16 protein-coding genes are annotated in these 20,086 nt (G+C 60.9%); 4 read left to right on the top strand and 12 right to left on the bottom strand.

Annotated features, from left to right (window positions below; translation table 11 throughout):
• Positions 1-28: 28 nt before the first annotated feature.
• A complete protein-coding gene (locus ACGSLL_RS08990) occupies positions 29-1,411 on the top strand; it encodes an MFS transporter (RefSeq protein WP_394505057.1) in 1,383 nt (460 codons plus the stop codon).
• Positions 1,412-1,532: 121 nt separating this feature from the next.
• Here ACGSLL_RS08990 and ACGSLL_RS08985 read toward each other — a convergent pair whose 3' ends face one another.
• From ACGSLL_RS08985 to ACGSLL_RS08975, 3 genes are all read right to left on the bottom strand, one after another.
• Positions 1,533-2,486 (bottom strand): adenosine deaminase, encoded by a 954-nt coding sequence (locus ACGSLL_RS08985; RefSeq protein ID WP_394505055.1) that lies wholly within the window; start codon positions 2,484-2,486, stop codon positions 1,533-1,535.
• Between the two features lie 80 nt (positions 2,487-2,566).
• Entirely contained in the window at positions 2,567-3,532 is a 966-nt protein-coding gene (locus tag ACGSLL_RS08980; RefSeq protein ID WP_394505053.1) for a 2-oxoglutarate and iron-dependent oxygenase domain-containing protein, read from the bottom strand.
• A gap of 143 nt (positions 3,533-3,675) precedes the next feature.
• Positions 3,676-4,749: a BMP family ABC transporter substrate-binding protein gene (locus ACGSLL_RS08975; protein ID WP_394505051.1), complete on the bottom strand. Its 1,074-nt coding sequence runs from the start codon at positions 4,747-4,749 to the stop codon at positions 3,676-3,678.
• A gap of 274 nt (positions 4,750-5,023) precedes the next feature.
• Between ACGSLL_RS08975 and ACGSLL_RS08970 the strand changes: the two genes are divergently transcribed.
• Complete coding sequence (locus ACGSLL_RS08970) at positions 5,024-6,115, top strand: calcium:cation antiporter (protein WP_394505049.1); 1,092 nt, start codon at positions 5,024-5,026, stop codon at positions 6,113-6,115.
• Between the two features lie 124 nt (positions 6,116-6,239).
• Here the strand turns inward: ACGSLL_RS08970 and ACGSLL_RS08965 are convergent, their stop codons facing one another.
• From ACGSLL_RS08965 to ACGSLL_RS08925, 9 genes are all read right to left on the bottom strand, one after another.
• Complete coding sequence (locus ACGSLL_RS08965) at positions 6,240-7,598, bottom strand: 8-oxoguanine deaminase (protein ID WP_394505047.1); 1,359 nt, start codon at positions 7,596-7,598, stop codon at positions 6,240-6,242.
• Positions 7,599-7,855: 257 nt separating this feature from the next.
• Positions 7,856-8,542: an SDR family oxidoreductase gene (locus tag ACGSLL_RS08960; protein WP_203420634.1), complete on the bottom strand. Its 687-nt coding sequence runs from the start codon at positions 8,540-8,542 to the stop codon at positions 7,856-7,858.
• Between the two features lie 270 nt (positions 8,543-8,812).
• On the bottom strand, positions 8,813-9,739 hold the full coding sequence (locus tag ACGSLL_RS08955; RefSeq protein ID WP_394505044.1) for an ABC transporter permease: 927 nt from the start codon (positions 9,737-9,739) through the stop codon (positions 8,813-8,815).
• On the bottom strand, positions 9,739-10,845 hold the full coding sequence (locus ACGSLL_RS08950; RefSeq protein WP_394505042.1) for an ABC transporter permease: 1,107 nt from the start codon (positions 10,843-10,845) through the stop codon (positions 9,739-9,741). Before ACGSLL_RS08950 ends, ACGSLL_RS08955 begins: the two co-directional genes overlap by 1 nt.
• Before the next feature lie 15 nt (positions 10,846-10,860).
• Positions 10,861-12,408, bottom strand: a complete 1,548-nt coding sequence (locus tag ACGSLL_RS08945; RefSeq protein ID WP_394505040.1) for an ABC transporter ATP-binding protein — start codon at positions 12,406-12,408, stop codon at positions 10,861-10,863.
• A gap of 536 nt (positions 12,409-12,944) precedes the next feature.
• Positions 12,945-13,526: an IMPACT family protein gene (locus ACGSLL_RS08940; protein WP_394505038.1), complete on the bottom strand. Its 582-nt coding sequence runs from the start codon at positions 13,524-13,526 to the stop codon at positions 12,945-12,947.
• Between the two features lie 8 nt (positions 13,527-13,534).
• Positions 13,535-14,185: a TetR/AcrR family transcriptional regulator gene (locus ACGSLL_RS08935; protein ID WP_090281215.1), complete on the bottom strand. Its 651-nt coding sequence runs from the start codon at positions 14,183-14,185 to the stop codon at positions 13,535-13,537.
• Between the two features lie 88 nt (positions 14,186-14,273).
• Positions 14,274-15,662, bottom strand: a complete 1,389-nt coding sequence (locus ACGSLL_RS08930) for a uracil-xanthine permease family protein (protein WP_394505035.1) — start codon at positions 15,660-15,662, stop codon at positions 14,274-14,276.
• A gap of 121 nt (positions 15,663-15,783) precedes the next feature.
• Complete coding sequence (locus tag ACGSLL_RS08925; RefSeq protein ID WP_093104952.1) at positions 15,784-16,704, bottom strand: LysR family transcriptional regulator; 921 nt, start codon at positions 16,702-16,704, stop codon at positions 15,784-15,786.
• A 137-nt stretch (positions 16,705-16,841) separates the two neighbouring features.
• Here ACGSLL_RS08925 and aptA point away from each other — a divergent pair, with 137 nt between their 5' ends.
• Positions 16,842-18,191, top strand: a complete 1,350-nt coding sequence (gene aptA, locus ACGSLL_RS08920; protein ID WP_394505033.1) for an omega-aminotransferase AptA — start codon at positions 16,842-16,844, stop codon at positions 18,189-18,191.
• A gap of 76 nt (positions 18,192-18,267) precedes the next feature.
• Positions 18,268-19,761 (top strand): CoA-acylating methylmalonate-semialdehyde dehydrogenase, encoded by a 1,494-nt coding sequence (locus tag ACGSLL_RS08915; RefSeq protein ID WP_203420642.1) that lies wholly within the window; start codon positions 18,268-18,270, stop codon positions 19,759-19,761.
• Positions 19,762-20,086: the final 325 nt, after the last annotated feature.

Genomic DNA, 20,086 nt, shown 5'->3' with positions numbered 1-20,086 from the left:
CGGGGATATTTCGGATGGGGGAAGCAGCATGCAAACACAGCGCTACAGCGCGGCGGAACGCCTGGAACGACTGCCGATCAGCGGCTATCACCGGATCATTTTCATTATCATCGCCCTGGCGTTTTTCTTCGACTCCATGGACCTGGCGATGATGACGTTCCTGCTCGGCTCGATCAAAGCCGAGTTCGGCCTGAGCAGCGCACAAGCCGGACTGCTCGCCAGCTCGAGTTTCTTCGGCATGGTGCTGGGTGCCTCTCTGTCCGGGATGCTCGCCGATCGCTTCGGACGCAAGCCGGTCTTTCAGTGGAGCATCGTGCTCTGGGGCGTGGCCAGTTATCTGTGTTCGACGGCGCAGACAGTCGAGACTCTGACCCTGTTCCGCATCCTGTTGGGGATCGGCATGGGCATGGAATTTCCGATTGCCCAGTCGATGCTGTCGGAGCTGATTCCGGCGCAACGCCGCGGGCGCTACATCGCCTTGATGGATGGTTTCTGGCCGCTCGGTTTCGTCGCGGCCGGTGTGTTGTCCTACTTCCTGCTGCCGGTGATTGGCTGGCGCGATATCTTTCTGGTGCTGGCGGTACCAGCGGTGTTCGTGCTGGCGATCCGCTTTTTCATCCCAGAGTCACCGCGCTGGCTCGAGCAGGCCGGGCGCGACGCCGATGCGGACAAGGTGTTGAACGGTATTGAAGCGCGGGTGCGTGCTTCGCTTGGCGGTGCGGCGCTGCCCGAACCGCTGCGCTTGCCGCGCACGGTCACACCGCCGGGTAACTTCTTCGCCGCGCTCAAACAGATCTGGTCACCGCAGTATCGCCAGCGCACGACGATGATCTGGAGCCTGTGGTTTTTTGCCTTGCTCGGCTTTTACGGGCTGACCTCGTGGCTCAGTGCGTTGTTGCAGCAGTCGGGGTTTGCCGTGACGCAGTCGGTGTATTACACGGTGCTGATTTCCCTCGGCGGGATTCCCGGTTTTCTCATGGCCGCCTGGCTGGTCGAGCGCTGGGGACGCAAACCGGTGTGCATCGTGACGCTGCTTGGCGGGGGCGTGATGGCATTCCTGTACGGGCAGAGCGCGGTGTTCGGTGGCAACGTCGCGCTGCTGATCGGTACCGGATTGCTGATGCAGTTCTTTCTGTTCGGCATGTGGGCGGTGCTCTACACCTACACGCCGGAGCTATATCCGACGTCGGCACGTGCCACCGGTTCGGGCTTTGCCTCGGCGATTGGCCGGGTCGGCTCGCTGCTCGGGCCTTTGGTCACCGGGCTGGTGTTCCCGATTACCGGGCAGGGCGGGGTGTTTGCGCTCGGCGCGGCGTGCTTTGCAGTCGCGGCGGGAGTGGTGTGGCTGTTCGGAATGGAGACGCGGGGCAAGACTCTTGAGGAGCTGACTGAAACCCAAATCCCAGACTGAACACATAACCCACTGTGGGAGCGAGCCTGCTCGCGAAAGCGGAGGGTCATTAAACGAAAATGTTAACTGACACTCCCTCTTCGCGAGCAGGCTCGCTCCCACATGGGTACTTCGTTGTGGTTCAGGGTTTTACCAGACGTGCATCCAGGCTGTTCTGCGCCAGACGCTTGGCCTGATCCTGGGTCATGCCCAAATGTTCATGCAGCGCGTAGAAGTTCTCGGTCACATAGCCACCGAAGTACGCCGGGTCATCGGAATTCACCGTGACCTTCACACCGCGTTCGAGCATGTCGAGGATGTTGTGCTGCGACATGTGATCGAACACGCAGAGCTTGGTGTTGGACAGCGGGCAGACGGTCAGCGGGATTTGCTCGTCGATGATCCGCTGCATCAGGCGCTCGTCTTCGATGGCGCGCACGCCGTGGTCGATGCGCTGGATTTTCAGCAGGTCGATGGCTTCCCAGATGTATTCCGGTGGGCCTTCTTCGCCAGCATGGGCGACGGTCAGAAAACCTTCGTGGCGGGCACGATCGAACACGCGCTGGAACTTGCTCGGCGGATGGCCCATTTCGGAACTGTCCAGACCGACCGCAACGAACGCATCGCGGAACGGCAGCGCCTGATCGAGGGTTTTCTCGGCCTCTTCTTCGCTCAGATGACGCAGGAAACTCAGGATCAAACCGCTGCTGATGCCCAGTTGCGTCTCGCCATCCTTCAATGCCGCTGCGATGCCGTTGAGCACCACTTCGAAGGGAATGCCACGGTCGGTGTGGGTCTGCGGATCGAAGAACGGTTCGGTGTGAATCACGTTCTGTTCTTTGCAGCGCAGCAGATAGGCCCAGGTCAGGTCGTAGAAATCCTGCGAGGTGCGCAGTACGTCGGCGCCCTGGTAATACAGGTCGAGAAATTCCTGCAGGTTGTTGAAGGCGTAGGCCTTGCGCAGGGTTTCCACGTCGTTCCACGGCAGGGCGATCTTGTTGCGCTCGGCCAGGGCGAACAGCAGCTCGGGCTCCAGCGAGCCTTCCAGATGCAGGTGCAGTTCAGCCTTCGGCAAGGCGTTGAGCCAGTCGTACATAGTCTTTTCTCATCAGGTGCAATGACGGCATTCTACAGATGCTCGCCGAAACAATTGGCAAAACCTGACCAAGCGATCCATCACACCGCCGCTTGCTCGCGCCGGTAAGCGTAAGTATCAGCGAAGCGTGACAGCAGGAATTCGGCGCAGGTGGTGGTCGGATATTTCGCCGGGTGCTGTGCGTCCTGGCAACCGGGCAGGCATTCAATACGGGTGTCCGGGTGCGGCTCGGCGAAGAACGGCATTGAATAGCGGTCGACGCCCAGCGGGCTGATCACCCGGTGCGGGGTCGAGCGATAGCGGTCGTTGCTCCAGCGCGCCATCATGTCGCCGAGGTTGACCACGAAGGTGCCGTCAATCGGCGGCGCGTCGATCCATTGGCCCTGGACATTCTTGACCTGCAAGCCGCCGGCGCTGTCCTGATAGAGCAGGGTGATGCAGCCGTAATCGGTGTGCGCGCCGGCACCTTGCTGCTCGGCAGAACTGGCGGTGTGGCGCGGCGGATAGTGGATCATGCGCAGCACGCTGACCGGGTCGACGAAACGGCTGTCGAAGAAATCGCGTTCGATCCCCAGCGCCACGGTCATCGCCCGCAACAGCGTCTGCGCCAGCGCCTGCATGTCGAGGTAATGCTGCTCCATCAATTCAACCCAGCCTGCCTGCGCCGGATGACGGTTGGGCCCGCGCAACGGTTTTTCGGCGAGTACCTCGGGATGGTCAGCGGGCAGGTGCAGACCCATGTCGAAGGTTTCTTTCAGATCGCTGGGTTTGTCCGGGTCAAGCTGCTCGGTCGCGATAGCACCGTAGCCGCGATGATGGCGGGTCTGGGTGATGTCGATCTGCAGTTTTTGCGCAGCGGGCAGGGCGAAAAAACGTTGCGCGTGATCGAGCAGGGCACTGATGCGTTGCGCTGATATCGGGTGGCCCTTGATGTAGAAGAAGCCCCATTCGCGGCAGGCCTGATCGATTTGAGCGGCGACGGCGGGCCAGGCGGATTCGTTGTTGGCGTAGAGCGGGCTGATGTCGATGATCGGAAGCTGATCCATGTTGCGTTCTCACAGGTGGTGATCGTTCCCACGCTCTGCGTGGGAATGCCTCAATGGACGCTCCGCGTCCGCTTTCGGCAGGAACGCGGAGCGTCCCGGGCGGCATTCCCACGCAGAGCGTGGGAACGATCGAGGTAAGTGGATTACTTCGGCATTTCGGCCTTCATGCCTTCCACGTAGTAATTCATCGACGCCAGTTCGGCATTGGTCGCACTCACGCCCGCCGGGATTTTCTCGACGCCGGCCTGATCCTTGATCGGCCCGGTGAACGGCTGCAGCGCACCGCTCTTGATGTCGGCAATGATCTGCTCGGCTTCGGCTTTCACCGGCGCCGGCACCAGATCGCTGATCGGCAACTCAACCGTGCCTTCCTTCAGTCCGCCCCAGTAATCCTGCGGTTTCCAGGTGTGATCGATCACGCCCTGCGTCGCCTGGATGTAGTGCGGCGCCCAGTCGTTGACGATAGACGTCAGCACCGCTTTCGGCCCGAAGTGCGCCATGTCCGAGGCGTAGCCCACTGCGTACACGCCACGGCGTTCCGCGGCCTGAATCGGCGCTGGGCTGTCGGTGTGCTGGAACACCACGTCGACGCCTTGATCGATCAGCGCGTTGGCTGCATCGGCTTCCTTGCCCGGATCGAACCAGGAGTTGACCCAGACCACTTTGATCTCGGTGCCGGGGTTGTATTTGTTCAGGGCCAACTGGATGGCGTTGATGTCGCGGATCACTTCCGGAATCGGGAACGAGGCGACGTAGCCGATCTTTTTGCTCTTGGTCATCTTCGCCGCGAGGAAGCCGCCGACGTAACGCCCCTCGTAAGTGCGCGCCAGATAGGTGCCGAGGTTCTTGTCCTGCTTGTAGCCAGTGGCATGTTCGAAGGTCACCTTGGGAAACTGTTTGGCGACTTTAACGGTGGGGTTCATGTAGCCGAAGGAAGTGGTGAAGATCAGGTCGTACTTGTCCTTGGCCATGTTGCGGATCACCCGCTCGGCATCGGCGCCTTCGGCGACGTTTTCCACATAGTTGGTGGTGATCTGGCTGCCGAACTTTTCCGCCAGCGCCTTGCGCCCCTGTTCATGCTGATACGTCCAGCCGTGGTCACCGATCGGGCCGATGTAAACGAAACCGACCTTCAGTGGATCGGCAGCGCTGGCGCTCAGGCTGATGCCCAGGCCGATGGCGGCGCACAGCAGTTTGTGCAGCGGACGTATTTGCATGAAGTGGAGCTCCGTTTTGTTGTGTGTGCCCAGGGCCAATGCAAATTGCTGACCAACAGGACAACAAACTTTTTCGAAACCGCGGTGCGGCCTTCGCGAGCAGGCAATCGCATTTCAGGGTGGGAGCGAGCCTGCTCGCGAAAAGGCCGGCAAGGGCAATAAAAGGGCAACTGCCAAAACGGTTGCCATGGCTTGGTGCGTCAAGATGTAACGAAACGTTAGCGCCGCCCGGCAGTCAGTAGCTTCATCAGCTCCTTTCGGCAAAAGGCCCGCCATGTTCTCGATCCTCAAACAAGAAAGCTTTCTGCTGCTGGCAATCATTGCCGCGTGCATCGCTTATCCGCTGGAACACTGGCTGCTGCACAGCGGCCAGATCGTCGCGCTGGTCGGTGGGCTGGTGTTGATCGGCTTCATCGTCGCCGCGTCGATGCGCGTCGCCCATCACGCCGAACTGCTCGCGGAAAAAGTCGGCGACCCTTACGGCACGATGATCCTGACCCTCGCCGCCGTGCTGGTGGAGGTGGTGATTCTGGCAATCATGATGAGCAACGAAGCCTCGCCGACGCTGGTGCGCGACACGATCTATTCGGCGGTAATGCTCGACATCAACGGCATCCTCGGCCTCGCCGCGCTGATGGGTGGGATCAAGCACGGCGAGCAGTCCTATAACGACGATTCGGCGCGCAGTTACAGCGTGATGATCCTCACCGCCATGGGCGTATCGATGGTGGTGCCGGAGTTCATTCCCGCAGCCGACTGGAAGCTCTATTCAGCATTCACCATTGGCGCGATGGTGGTGCTTTACACCTTGTTCCTGCGCATGCAGGTCGGGCCACACAGCTACTTCTTCAGCTACAGCTACCCGGACAAACGGCGCAAGAAAGAACCCATCGAGCAAGAGCCGAAACCGCTCAGCCTGGGCCTGTCGATCGGTATTCTGGTCGGCGGGGTGGTGGTGATTGGTGCACTCGCCGAGGTGATGTCCAAGACGCTTGAGCTGGGCCTGAAAGGCACGGGAGCGCCGCCGGTGATCACGGCGATTCTGGTGGCGGCCATTTCGGCGGCGCCGGAAATTCTCACGGCATTGCGCGCGGCACTGGCCAACCGCATGCAGTCGGTAGTGAACATTGCGATGGGCGCGTCATTGTCGACGGTGATCCTGACCGTGCCGGTGATGGAAGCCATGGCGCTATACACCGGCCAGCCGTTCCAGATGGCGATGACCCCGGTGCAGACAGTGATGATCTTCATCACCCTGATCGTCAGCGCGATCAACCTCAACGACGGCGAGACCAACGCCATCGAAGGCATGACTCACTTTGTGCTGTTTGCAACGTTCATCATGCTGTCCCTGCTGGGCCTCTGAGGCTGACAGAAACCAATGTGGGAGCGAGCCTGCTCGCGAAAGCGGTGTGTCATCCACCAAACATGTTGTCTGACACTCCCTCTTCGCGAGCAGGCTCGCTCCCACAGTTTTGAACGGCGGTGACTCAGGTCCCGGCGATCAGCTGGCGCGCGGCCTGGCTGTGATCGGCGATCAGGCCTTTCAGATCCAAGCCTTCAACCTGGCCATCCACCACCCGCCACTTGCCAGCAATCATCACCCGATCCGCACGGTCTGCGCCGCACAGCAGCAGCGCCGAAATCGGGTCGTGGCTGCCGGAAAAGCGCAGTTCGTCGAGCTTGAAAAACGCCAGGTCCGCCTGTTTGCCGACCGCCAGTTCACCGATATCGCTGCGGCCCAGCAAACTCGCCGAGCCCTTGGTGGCCCAGCCCAGCACGCGTTCTGGGGTGATCTTTTCGGCGCCATAACGCAGGCGTTGGATGTACAGCGCCTGACGCGCTTCGAGGATCATGTTCGAGGCGTCATTGGACGCCGAACCGTCAACGCCCAGCCCAAACAGCGCGCCGGCGTCGGTCAGGTCGATACTCGGGCAGATGCCCGACGCCAGACGCATGTTCGAACTCGGGCAATGGCAAATGCCGGTGCCGGCCTGGCCGAGGCGGGCGATTTCGTCCGGGTTGAAATGAATGCCGTGAGCCAGCCAGGTGCGCGGGCCGAGCCAGCCGACGCTGTCCAGATAATCGACGGTGCGCAGGCCGAAACGCTGCAGGCAAAAATCTTCTTCGTCGAGCGTTTCGGCCAGGTGCGTGTGCAGGCGCACGTCGAGCTTGTTCGCCAGTTCAGCGCTGGCCGACATGATTTCCGGGGTCACCGAGAACGGCGAGCACGGCGCGAGGGCGATCTGGATCTGCGCGCCGTCGCCGCGTTCGTGGTACTCGTGAATCAGGCGCTGACTGTCGTCGAGAATCACCTGGCCTTCCTGCACGGTCTGCTGCGGTGGCAGGCCGCCGTCCTTCTCGCCGAGGCTCATCGAACCGCGGGTGAGCATGGCGCGCATGCCCAGTTCGCGCACGGTTTCGACCTGCACGTCGATGGCGTTTTCCAGACCGTCCGGGAACAGGTAGTGATGGTCAGCGGCGGTGGTGCAGCCCGACAGCAACAGCTCGGCCAATGCCACTTTGGTGGCGAGGGCGAGTTTTTCCGGAGTCAAACGTGCCCATACCGGGTACAGCGTTTTTAGCCACGGGAACAACGGCTGATTGACCACCGGCGCCCAGGCGCGGGTCAGGGTTTGGTAGAAATGGTGATGGGTGTTGATCAGTCCTGGCAGGATCACATGCTCGCGGGCATCGAACACTTCGCTGCACGGCACCGACGGCTGCTGGCCGGCGGCGAGCACTTCGACGATCACACCGTCTTGCAGGACCAGACCACCACGCGCGTCGAGCGCGTTGGCCGTGAAAATGGCGAGGGGATTTTTTAACCAGATACGGGTCGCAGGCATGGTCGCCGGCTCCTCTGAAAGTTGGGTTCAGGGTTGCCAGCTCAGTGTTGCCCTGTCTGCTGATCCAGGTTCGCCGCGACGGGCGAGGCGCGCAGTTTCAAACAAATCGCCGCGCCGGGCAAGCCCGCCCCGACCATTCACCGCACTATCCCTGTAGGAGCGAGCCTGCTCGCGAAGGCGCCGTATCAGTCGAAACATCCATTATCTGACACACCGCATTCGCGAGCAGGCTCGCTCCTACAAGGGATTATCAGGGCTTACCAGGGAATCGTTTCACCCTTGTAATTGACGAAGTGATGCCCGCCCTTGCCGCTGAACGCGTTGACCTGATCGATCAGCCCGCGAGTACTGGTTTCCACGTCAAGGTCAGCGCCATCACCGCCCATGTCGGTTTTCACCCAGCCCGGATGCAGCGACAGCACGGTCAGTTTCTGCTCGCCCAGTTGCGTGACGAAGGTGTTGGTCATCGAGTTCAACGCCGCCTTGCTCGCCTTGTACAGCGCCAGCTCCGGCGCGTCCGGCACCGTCACGCTGCCCAGCCCCGAGCTCATGAACGCCAGCACGCCGCTGCCATCGCGTATCTGCCCGACAAAGCGCTGGGCCAGATTGATCGGCGCCACTGCGTTGGTGAAAAACAGCTTGCCGACTTCGGCCAGCGTCGCGCCGCCCGGGGTCTGTACATCCGGGCCCTTGACCCCGGCATTGACAAACAGCAGGTCGAACGTTTCGCCCTTCAGTTGCTGGCTGAGGGCGATCACCGCCTGCTGATCATCCATGTCGAGCTTCTCGATCCGCACGCTGCCCAGCGCTTGCAGCGCCTCGGCATTTTGCGGATTGCGCACGGTGGCGGTGACTTGCCAGCCGTCGGCCAGCAGGGTTTTCACCAGCCCGAGGCCCAAGCCCCGAGAGGCACCGATGATCAGTGCGTTTTTTGCCTGAGACATGATGGGTTCCTTGAGAGTCAACGTTCAGGATTCAATGGACAGGCCTGCCCGTGCCGAAGTTGGAGCGTTCGGCGCAAAAGCGGCAGCGACCCGAGCATACCCCAGCCTTTGCCGCGCATGCTTCCTGAAGTTCTCTGGATTGTTTGATGTGGTTCAGGTGTTGCCTGTGCGGACGCTTTCGCGAGCAGGCTCGCTCCCACATTTGAGCGGGTTCACTCAATACCCTGTGGGAGTGAGCCTGCTCGCGATGGGGCCATTGAATTCACCGCATCAATGCCCCGGTTGCCAAGGCTGCCCCAACGACACTGGCGCATACAACCGCGTACGCACCGCATCTCGCGACAACAGCACCAACACCACAATCGTCGCCACATACGGCAGCATCGCCAACAGACTCGACGGAATCGCCAGCCCCAAGCCCTGCGCCACCAGATGCAGGATGCTGGCGAGGCCGAACAGATACGCGCCGAGCAACAACCGCCACACCCGCCAACTGGCAAACACCACCAGCGCCAGGGCAATCCAGCCGCGCCCGGCGGTCATGTTTTCCGCCCACATCGGCGTGTACGCCAGCGACAGATAGGCCCCGGCCAGTCCGGCCATCGCCCCGCCAAACAGCACCGCCAGGGTACGCACGGTCAGCACCGGCAAACCCATCGCGCTGGCCGCATCGGGGTTTTCGCCGACCGCTTGAATGATCAGCCCGACACGACTCTTGATGATCACCCACGCCACCAGCGCAAACAGCGCGAACGACAGGTACACCAGCAGGTCCTGGGCAAACAGCATGCGTCCGAGCAGCGGAATGTCGCTCAGGTACGGAATCGCCAACGGCTCAAACCCGGCCAGCGGTTTCCCCACCCAGGCCGCGCCGACAAAGGTCGACAGTCCTACGCCGAAAATCGTCAGCGCCAGCCCGGTCGCCACCTGATTGGCGTTGAACACCAAGGCGACTAGAGCAAACAGCGACGACAGCAGCATCCCCGCGAGCATCGCCAGCAGCACGCCCAGCCACAGGTTGCCGCTGCTGAGCGCGACGATAAAACCGATCACCGCGCCAAACAGCATCATCCCTTCCTGGCCGAGGTTAAGGACGCCGCTCTTTTCGCAGATCAGCTCACCCAGCGCCACCAGCAACAACGGCGTGCCGCAGCGCACCATGGCGTAGAAAATATTGCTCAACAGATCGATATCCATCACAGCGCTCCGGCGGTTACGGTGGTGGTCGACGTGCGCCGGGTCCAGCGCCGATTCAGGCGCGGCCGATAGAGGATCAGCACGTCACAGGCGAGCAGGAAAAACAGCATCATTCCTTGAAACAGCTGGGTGATCGCCTGCGGCAAATTAAGGGTCATCTGTGCGCTCTCGCCGCCGAGGTACAGCAGCGCCATCAACAGACTGGAAAACACAATGCCGAGCGGATTGAGCCGGCCGAGAAACGCCACGGTAATTGCTGCGTAGCCATATCCCGGCGAGACCTGCGGGACCAATTGGCCAATCGGCCCGGTGACTTCGCTGACTCCGGCAAGCCCAGCCAGTCCTCCGCTGATCAGCAGCGCGAGCCAGATCAAACGCTTCTCGCGAAAGCCGACGAAGCCCGCCGCACGCTTGTCCAGACCGAGCACTTTGATCTGGAAACCGATAAAACTTTTCTGCAGCAGCACCCACACCGCGACCAACGCGAGCAGGGCGAAATACACCCCGGCATGCACGCGACCATCTTCGAGCAACAGCGGCAACCGGCTGGCGTCGCCGAACATCGCCGACTCGGGAAAGTTGAACCCGGCCGGGTCCTTCAGTGGCCCGTGCACGCAGAACAGCAGCAGGTTCAGTGCGATGTAGTTGAGCATGATGCTGGTGAGAATTTCATTGGCGTTGAAGCGCGTGCGCAACCACGCCGTCAGCCCGGCCCAGGCGGCGCCGGCGAGCATGCCGGTGAGCAGAATCAGCGCCAGCGCCCAACGGCTTTGCCAGTCGATGATGTGCACCGCCACGGCGCTGCCAGCGAGGGCGCCGAGGAGCAATTGACCTTCGGCGCCGATGTTCCAGATCCGTGCCTGATAGGCCACCGCCAGGCCGAGTGCGCAGAGCAGAATCGGCAGCGCCTTGACCAGCAATTCAGAGACGCCGTACAGATCGCTGACCGGCACGATCAGCAGGGTGTGCAAGGTTTGCAGCGGGTCGTGGCCGAGGGCGATGAACAGCAGCGAGCCGCACGCCAGGGTCAGCACGGCGGCCAACAACGGCGAACACCAGAGCATCAGGCGCGATTGCTGGCCGCGCGGTTCGAGGGAAAGCAGCATGTCAGGAAAACTCCGTTAAACCGTGGCCGATGAAGGTGAGTGCGTGAACTGCCCGGCCATCCAGCCGCCGACGTCGCTGAGCTGCGTTTCGCCCGTGTCGTGCAGCGGCGACAGACGCCCGCCGCACAATGCGCCGAGGCGGTCGCTGATCTGGAACAGCTCGTCGAGGTCTTCGGAGATCACCAGAATCGCCGCGCCGGCATCGCGCAGCGCAATCAATGCGCGGTGGATGGTCGCGGCAGCGCCAACGTCAACGCCCCAGGTCGGGTGCGCGGCGATCAACAGTTTCGGTTGCTGAAGAATTTCCCGGCCGAGGATGAATTTCTGCAGATTGCCGCCAGACAGGCTGCGCGCGGCGGTCTGCGTGTCCGGGGTTTTTACGCCGAAGCGCTGGATGATTTGCCCAGCGAAGGTTTCGAGTTTGCTGCGCTGGATCATGCCGCGGCTGACCAGTCCCTGCAGAAAAGCGGTGAGCAGGGCGTTATCGGCCAGGCTCAGCTCCGGCACTGCGCCGTGGCCCAGACGTTCGGCCGGGACAAACGCCAGACCGAGTTTGCGCCGCGCATCCGGGCGCAGATCGGCAACGTTTTGCGCGCCGAATCGAATGGTGGCGGCGTCTGTTCGAGGCAAGCGCTGTTCGCCACTGAGCAGCGCCAGCAATTCATCCTGACCATTGCCGGCCACCCCGGCGATGCCGACGATTTCTCCGCTGCGTACCTGCAAGTCGATATCGCGCAACGAGCAGCCGAATGGGTCCGGGTTGTGCCAGCTCAGCCCGTTCACCTGCAAGAACGCCGCGCCGCCGCTGACCTTGGAATAGTCGCCGATCAACGTCGCCGCTTCGCCAACCATCAATTGCGCCAATTGCTGATCCGAGCACTCGGCCGGCCGGCAATGTCCGGCCACTCGCCCGCCGCGCAAGACCGTGGCGCTATGGCACAGGGCGCGAACCTCACCGAGCTTGTGGCTGATAAACAGAATGCTGCAACCCTCGGCGGCGAGGCGGCGAAGCGTGACGAACAGTTCGTCGGCCTCCTGCGGCGTCAGCACCGACGTGGGTTCATCGAGGATCAACAGCCGGATGTCCTGCATCAGGCAGCGCACTATCTCGACGCGCTGGCGCTCGCCGATCGACAGGCTGTGGACAAGTCGTTCTGGCTCCAGCGCCATGCCATAACGCCGCGACACTTCAGCAATCTTCGGTGCCAGTTGTTGCGGGGTGCCAGCCGCCGCGCCCATTGCCAAGGCAATGTTTTGCGCCACGCTAAGCGTTTCGAACAGCGAGAAATGCTGGAACACCATGCCGATACCCAACTGCCGCGCCTGCGCCGGGTTGCGGATTTTTACCGGCTGACCTTGCCAGAGCACCTCGCCCGCATCGGCCTGGGTGACACCGTAAATGATCTTCATCAAGGTGCTTTTGCCGGCACCGTTTTCCCCGAGCAGGGCGTGGATTTCACCGGGCGCGATGCTCAGATCGATGGCATCGTTGGCCAGACAACCGGGGTAGCGTTTGCTGATATGGCGCAGTTGCAGGCGCGGAACGGGCGGAGCGATTGGCATGACAGGCTCGACTGCTTGGAGTTGTGCCTGTGGATAAAGCAATTTCCTGGCCATTGAGTCAGGAACGCGTGCGGGCCGTGTACGGCGCCGCCTGATGTAGAGCTTCGGGAACTGAAAATGGCGGAATCGCAGCACCATTTCAGCGCAAAGGTATTGGTCGGGCTCCAGTTTTGTTCATGGGTAACTGATCAAAAAACGAGCAAACCGTTGCGAAGCAGGCAGAACCTGCGACTGCGCCGGTCATGAACGGGTTATCCACAGGTTGTTCCACAGTTATTGTGCGCAAGCCAAAAAGCTCGGCATAAGCACTGCGGTGCTTTGTTCTAATGGTGCTAAACATCGCTAACTGATTGTTTGGGCTTGGAATTTCCGTTTCGTCGGAGAAATTGAACGAAAAGTGAACAAACCGCGCAAAGCCGCGTGACAGAAGGGTTGCAGGCGAATGTACTCAGGTTATCCACAGTCGAGTGCACAGCGCATGTGGGCAACTTGGCGGAATAAGGGGAAACGGCTGCGCCCTAAAAGCTCGCAGCTTTCTAGCGCTGCAGCAAAATCCGTCCGCGGCTCAGATCGGCCAATTGGCTCTGCAGCAAATCGATGTGGGCCGCCCCCAGTGCCAGACGCAACTCGACGCCGTTGGCAGTGAAATGTTCTTCCAGCACCAGTCCACCGAGATCGGCGACGCGCAGCTTGACCAGCGCGAGTTCGGAAAATCCACAGGCGCAACTCAGCGGCACGCGACTGATCAGTTCGATCTTGTCCGCCGCTTGCAGGCATTTGTTCGCGCCGCCGCCGTACGCCCGCGCCAATCCACCAGTGCCGAGTTGAATACCGCCGTACCAACGGATCACCAGCACTGCGACCTGATCGCAATCCTGCGCCTCGATGGCCGCCAGAATCGGCCGCCCGGCGGTGCCGCCGGGCTCGCCGTCATCGCTGCTGCGGTATTGCGCACCGAGTTTCCACGCCCAGCAATTGTGCGTGGCATTCAGATCGCTGTGCTGCTCGAAAAACACCTGCGCATCGCTTGGGCTGTCGATCGGCGCGGCCAGGGTGATGAAGCGGCTTTTGCGAATCTCTTCGCGGTATTCGCAAAAACCGCTGAGGGTAAAAGGCATAAAACGTCTTATACAGAAGGAGTGAGGCCGCAGCCCTTGAGGATAATGCGGATCAGGTTATTGCCGGCGTCTTCCATGTCCTGTTTGGTCAACTTGCTGCGCCCGCTGACCCGGCAGATCTGCGTGGCGAAGTCGGCGTAATGCTGGGTGCTGCCCCACAGCAGGAAGATCAGGTGCACCGGATCGACCGGGTCCATTTTGCCCGCGTCGATCCAGGCCTGGAACACGGCCGCGCGTCCCTGGAACCAGGCGCGATAGTCCTGATTGAAATATTCGGTCAGGCATTCGCCGCCGCTGATCACTTCCATCGCGAAGATTCGCGAAGCCTGTGGCTGGCGCCGGGAGAACTCCATCTTGGCGCGAATGTAACGGGTCAGCGCCTCCGCCGGATCGTCCTCGGCGGTGAGGGTGTTGAAGGTGCTGTCCCACAACTCGATGATGTTGCTCAGCACCGCCACGTACAAACCGAGTTTGTTGGTGAAGTAGTAATGCAGGTTGGCTTTCGGCAACCCGGCATTCTGCGCGATGGTGTTCATGCTGGTGCCTTTGAACCCGTGACGGGCGAACTCGTCTTCGGCGGCTTTGAGAATGGTCTCTTCGTTCTTCTGACGAATGCGGCTGGCGGGTTTGCCGCCGTGAGCGGGGACTTCAAAGGTCATAGGCACTTCCGGGTTTGTCTGTGGGTGCAACCAATTGCGTTGATAGCGCACCCACAGGCATCCGACAAGTCCTTGCGCGATAAAACCGTTACGCCTGTTCGATCTTGTTCAGCGTGGCCGGCACTTCAGTGGCCGCGGTTTGGCTTTCCGGCAGCAGCAGGCACAGGACGATGGCGGTCAAACCGCCGCTGGTAATCGCCGAGTCGAACAGGTTTTGCACCAGCTTCGGCATCAGGTGCAGCAGGTTCGGTTGCGCAGCGATGCCCAGGCCGACACCGAACGAAGTCGCAATGATCAACATGCTGCGCCGGTCCAGCGGCGACTGGGCAAGTATGCGCACCCCGGCCGCCGCAACGGCGCCGAACATCACCAGCGTCGCGCCACCCAGCACCGGTTTCGGAATCTGCTGCAGCACCGCGCCGATCATCGGGAAAAGGCCGAGGCAGAACAGAATCGCGCCGATGTACAGGCCGACATAACGGCTGGCGACACCGGTCAACTGGATCACGCCGTTATTCTGCGCGAAGGTGGTGTTGGGGAATGCGCTGAACGTCGCGGCGATCATGCAACTCACGCCGTCGCCCAGTACGCCACCGCGCAAACGGCTTATATAAGAAGGACCGCGGATCGGCTGGCGGGCGAGCATGCAATTGGCGGTGAGGTCGCCGACGGTTTCGATGGTGCTGATCAGATAAATCAGCGCGACCGGCAGGAAAGCTGTCCAGTCGAAGCTGAAACCGAACTTGAACGGCGTGGGAAAACTCACCAGCGGCAATTCAGGCAACGGCTGCGGCACCAACTTCCCGCTGAACCACGCCGCCAGACTACCCAGCAGCAAGCCGATAATGATCGCCGACAGGCGCACCCACGGCGTGTTTGAGCGGTTGAGCAGAATGATCGTCAGCAGTACAAACACGCCCAGTGCCAGATTGCCCGGCGCACCAAAGTCCGGCGCATTGAAGCCACCGCCCAGGTCGGTGATGCCGACCTTGATCAGGCTGATACCGATCAGGGTGATGACAATGCCGGTCACCAGCGGCGTGACGACTCGGCGCAACTGGCCGATGAACCGGCTGAGCACGATCTGCACCAGCGCACCGAAAAAACACACGCCGAAAATCATCGCCAGAATGTCTTCCGGACTGCCGCCACGCTGCTTGACCAGAAACCCGGCCGACAGCACCGCGCCGAGAAAGGCGAAACTGGTGCCCTGCAGGCAAATCATCCCGGCACCAATGCCGAACGGCCGCCGCGCCTGAATAAAGGTACCTACGCCGGAGACCATCAGCGCCATGCTGATGAGATATGGCAAGTGCGTGGTCAGGCCGAGCGCCGAGCCGATCACCAGCGGCGGGGTGATGATGCCGACGAAACTGGCGAGCACGTGTTGCAGTGCGGCAAGGATCGCGGCGAGAGGTTTTGGACGGTCGTCGAGGCCGTAGATCAGTTCACTGGACGATTCGGAATCTGGCTGCATGGCGCTGGGCTTCTTGTTCAGGGATCGGGTTGATCCTGCTCTGCAAAAAGCTGTCCACTTGCTCAGGTTATTCTGTCTTTTAGTCTGTAGGGCCCAGCGCTGCCGGGACTTGCGGGGATTTTCAGCGCGTCGCCGCCAGGCTTTCGAGAAAACTTTCCAGCACCAAATGAGGGCGACGGCCCTTGCGCGTGACCGATGCGAGGCTCAGGTCATAAAAACGTGTTGTTGATTTCAGCGCACGCAGACGACCCTGTTGAACCCAGAGGCTGGCGTAATGATCCGGCAGGTAACCGATGTAGCGCCCGGTCAGGATCAGGAACGCCATGCCCTCACGGTCCGAAGCGCTGGCAGTGCAATTGAGCGCCTGATAATGCGCCTGGATGTCCGCCGGTAAACGGAACGTCGGCGCGATGGCGTCCTGACTGTTCAGGCGCTGGTCATCGAGTTGTTTGTCATCGACATAAAACAACGGGTGGCCGACCGCGCAATAAAGCAGCGATCGCTCGCTGTACAGCGGCTGGTATTCCAGCCCCGACAGCGCGCTGGCCTGCGGCACCACGCCGACGTGCAGACGGCCATCAAGGACGCCTTGCTCGACTTCATTGGGCGCGATCATGCGGATCTGGATCTGCACGTCCGGCCCACGTTCCTTCAGCTGCGCAAGAGCGTGGGTGATGCGCATGTGGGGCAGGGTGACGAGGTTGTCGGTCAGGCCGATGATCAACTCGCCACGCAAGTGTTGATGCAGGCCGTTGACCTCGGTACGAAAACTTTCCAGCGCACTCAGCAGTTGCAGCGCCGATTGATAGACCTCGCGGCCTTCTTCGGTCAGTGAAAATCCGGCGCGACCGCGTTGGCACAGGCGCAACCCGAGGCGTTGTTCCAGATCGCTCATTTGCTGGCTGATCGCCGAGCGGCCGATGCCCAGCACGGTTTCCGCTGCAGAGAAGCCGCCGCACTCCACCACGCTGCGGAAAATCCGCAGCAAGCGAATATCAAAATCACTGACCTGGGCCAGCGGATCGGGGCGGCGGCTGCTCATTTATTGGGCTCTTTGTTTAGCAGTGTTCTAACTGAAGGTTAGAAAAGTTGGATTTCACCGACTTTATCGCCGTGGCAACTTAGCTGCAATAACGCTTTTTATCTCCCTGCCGCTTATGCCCTGCGAGGTTTTGCCCGATGAACATGCCTGAAAACGCGCCGTCGCCACTGGCCAGCCAGCTGAAGCTGGACGCGCACTGGATGCCGTACACCGCCAACCGCAACTTTCAGCGCGACCCGCGGTTGATCGTCGGTGCCGAAGGCAGTTGGCTGTTCGATGACAAGGGCCGCAAGATCTATGACTCGCTGTCCGGTCTGTGGACCTGCGGCGCCGGGCACACCCGCAAGGAAATTCAGGAAGCAGTGGCCAAACAGCTGGGCACCCTTGATTACTCGCCGGGCTTTCAGTACGGCCATCCGCTGTCGTTTCAACTGGCGGAGAAAATCACCGAGCTGACCCCGGGCAACCTCAACCATGTGTTCTTCACCGACTCCGGTTCCGAGTGCGCCGACACCGCGGTGAAAATGGTCCGCGCCTACTGGCGTCTGAAAGGCCAGTCGACCAAGACCAAAATGATCGGCCGTGCTCGTGGTTATCACGGCGTAAACATCGCCGGCACCAGCCTCGGCGGCGTTAACGGCAACCGCAAGCTGTTTGGTCAGTCGATGATGGATGTCGATCACCTGCCGCACACCTTGCTAGCGAGCAATGCCTTCTCCCGTGGCATGCCGGAGCAGGGCGGGATCGCTTTGGCTGACGAGCTGCTGAAGCTGATCGAGTTGCACGATGCGTCAAACATCGCTGCGGTCTTCGTCGAGCCGATGGCCGGTTCCGCCGGCGTACTGGTGCCGCCGCAGGGTTACCTCAAGCGCCTGCGCGAGATCTGCGATCAGCACAACATCCTGCTCGTGTTCGATGAAGTGATCACCGGCTTCGGTCGCACCGGTTCGATGTTCGGCGCCGACAGCTTCGGCGTGACCCCGGACCTGATGTGCATCGCCAAGCAAGTCACCAACGGCGCGATTCCGATGGGCGCAGTGATTGCCAGCTCCGAGATCTACCAGACCTTCATGAACCAGCCGACCCCGGAATACGCCGTGGAATTCCCCCATGGCTACACCTACTCGGCGCACCCGGTGGCGTGTGCCGCTGGCCTGGCCGCACTCGATCTGCTGCAAAAGGAAAACCTGGTGCAGAGCGTCGCCGAAGTCGCACCGCATTTCGAAAATGCGCTGCACGGTTTGAAAGGGGCGAAGAACGTCATCGACATTCGTAACTACGGTCTGGCCGGCGCGATTCAGATTGCCGGCCGCGACGGTGACGCCATCGTGCGTCCATTCGAAGCAGGCATGGCGCTGTGGAAGGCCGGGTTCTATGTGCGCTTCGGTGGCGACACCTTGCAGTTCGGCCCAACCTTCAACAGCAAGCCGCAGGACCTTGATCGTCTGTTCGACGCGGTCGGCGAAGTGCTGAACAAGCTCGACTGATTTTTCCTTCTATATAGATGCACTAATGGCAGGCGCTCCTTGTGGGCGTCTGCGCACCAGAATTCAGGAGTTTTCGATGAGTGTTATTCCGCATTTGATCAATGGCGAATTGGTGACCGAAAACGGTCGTGCAGTGGATGTGTTCAACCCGTCTACCGGTCAAGCCATTCACAAACTGCCACTGGCCAGCCAGGCCACCATCCAGAAAGCCATCGATGCCGCCAAGGCTGCGTTCCCGGCGTGGCGCAACACGCCACCGGCCAAACGTGCGCAGGTGATGTTCCGCTTCAAGCAACTGCTGGAGCAGAACGAAGCGCGCATCTCGCAATTGATCAGCGAAGAACACGGCAAGACCCTGGAAGACGCCGCCGGTGAACTGAAGCGCGGCATCGAGAACGTTGAGTTCGCCTGCGCCGCCCCGGAAATCCTCAAGGGTGAGTACAGCCGCAACGTCGGCCCGAACATCGACGCCTGGTCGGACTTTCAGCCTCTGGGCATCGTGGCCGGGATCACTCCGTTCAACTTCCCGGCGATGGTGCCGCTGTGGATGTACCCACTGGCGATCGTCTGCGGCAACTGCTTTATCCTCAAACCGTCGGAGCGCGATCCGAGTTCGACGCTGCTGATCGCTCAGCTACTGCTGGAAGCCGGTTTGCCGAAAGGCGTGATGAGCGTGGTTCACGGTGACAAGACTGCGGTGGACGCGTTGATCGAAGCGCCGGAAATCAAGGCGCTGAGTTTTGTCGGCTCGACGCCGATTGCTGAGTACATCTACGCCGAAGGCACCAAGCGCGGCAAACGTGTCCAGGCGCTCGGCGGCGCGAAGAACCACGCGGTGCTGATGCCGGATGCCGATCTGGATAACGCGGTCAGCGCATTGATGGGCGCAGCGTACGGTTCTTGCGGTGAGCGCTGCATGGCGATCTCCGTTGCCGTGTGTGTCGGTGATCAAGTGGCGGATGCGCTGGTGGCCAAACTGGTGCCACAGATCAAGGCGCTGAAAATCGGTGCCGGCACTTCCTGTGGTCTGGACATGGGGCCTCTGGTGACTGGTCAGGCGCGAGACAAGGTCAGCGGTTATGTAGATGATGGCGTTGCGGCGGGCGCGACGTTGGTCGTCGATGGTCGGGGTCTGAGCGTGGCCGGTCACGAAGAGGGCTTCTTCCTCGGTGGCTGCCTGTTCGACAACGTAACCCCGGAGATGCGCATCTATAAAGAAGAGATATTCGGGCCGGTACTTTGCGTGGTTCGGGTGAACAGCCTGGAAGAGGCCATGCAACTGATCAACGATCACGAATACGGCAACGGCACGTGTATCTTCACCCGTGATGGCGAAGCGGCGCGTCTGTTCTGCGACGAGATCGAAGTCGGCATGGTTGGCGTTAACGTGCCGCTGCCGGTGCCGGTGGCTTATCACAGCTTCGGCGGCTGGAAGCGTTCGCTGTTTGGCGACCTGCACGCTTACGGTCCGGATGGCGTGCGCTTCTACACGCGACGCAAGGCAATCACCCAGCGCTGGCCGCAGCGTGCCAGCCATGAAGCTTCGCAATTCGCTTTCCCTAGCTTGTAAGTAGCGAGGCGGTGACACAGAAGGCCGACCTCGTTGAGGTCGGCCTTCTGTGTTTGTGGGTTTTTTTGACTGATATGACAGATTTATGAAAATAGAGGTTGACGGCGAATTTCAGATGTCTATAATTCGCCCCACTTCCGGCGCAGTCGAAACGGAAAACTCCTTGAGATTCAACGAGTTAAGTAAGTTTCGGCAGTAGGCGGCTTCAGTTCATCGAAGCCCGAAAGGAAGTTGAAAAAGAGGTGTTGACAGCAGCGTGTAACGCTGTAGAATTCGCCTCCCGCTGACGAGAGATCGGAAGCGCAAGTGGTTGAAGTTGTTGAAG

This window comes from Pseudomonas retamae, assembly GCF_043496865.1.
Taxonomy (GTDB): Bacteria; Pseudomonadota; Gammaproteobacteria; order Pseudomonadales; family Pseudomonadaceae; genus Aquipseudomonas; species Aquipseudomonas retamae.
This window is presented reverse-complemented; position numbering and strand designations above follow the sequence as displayed.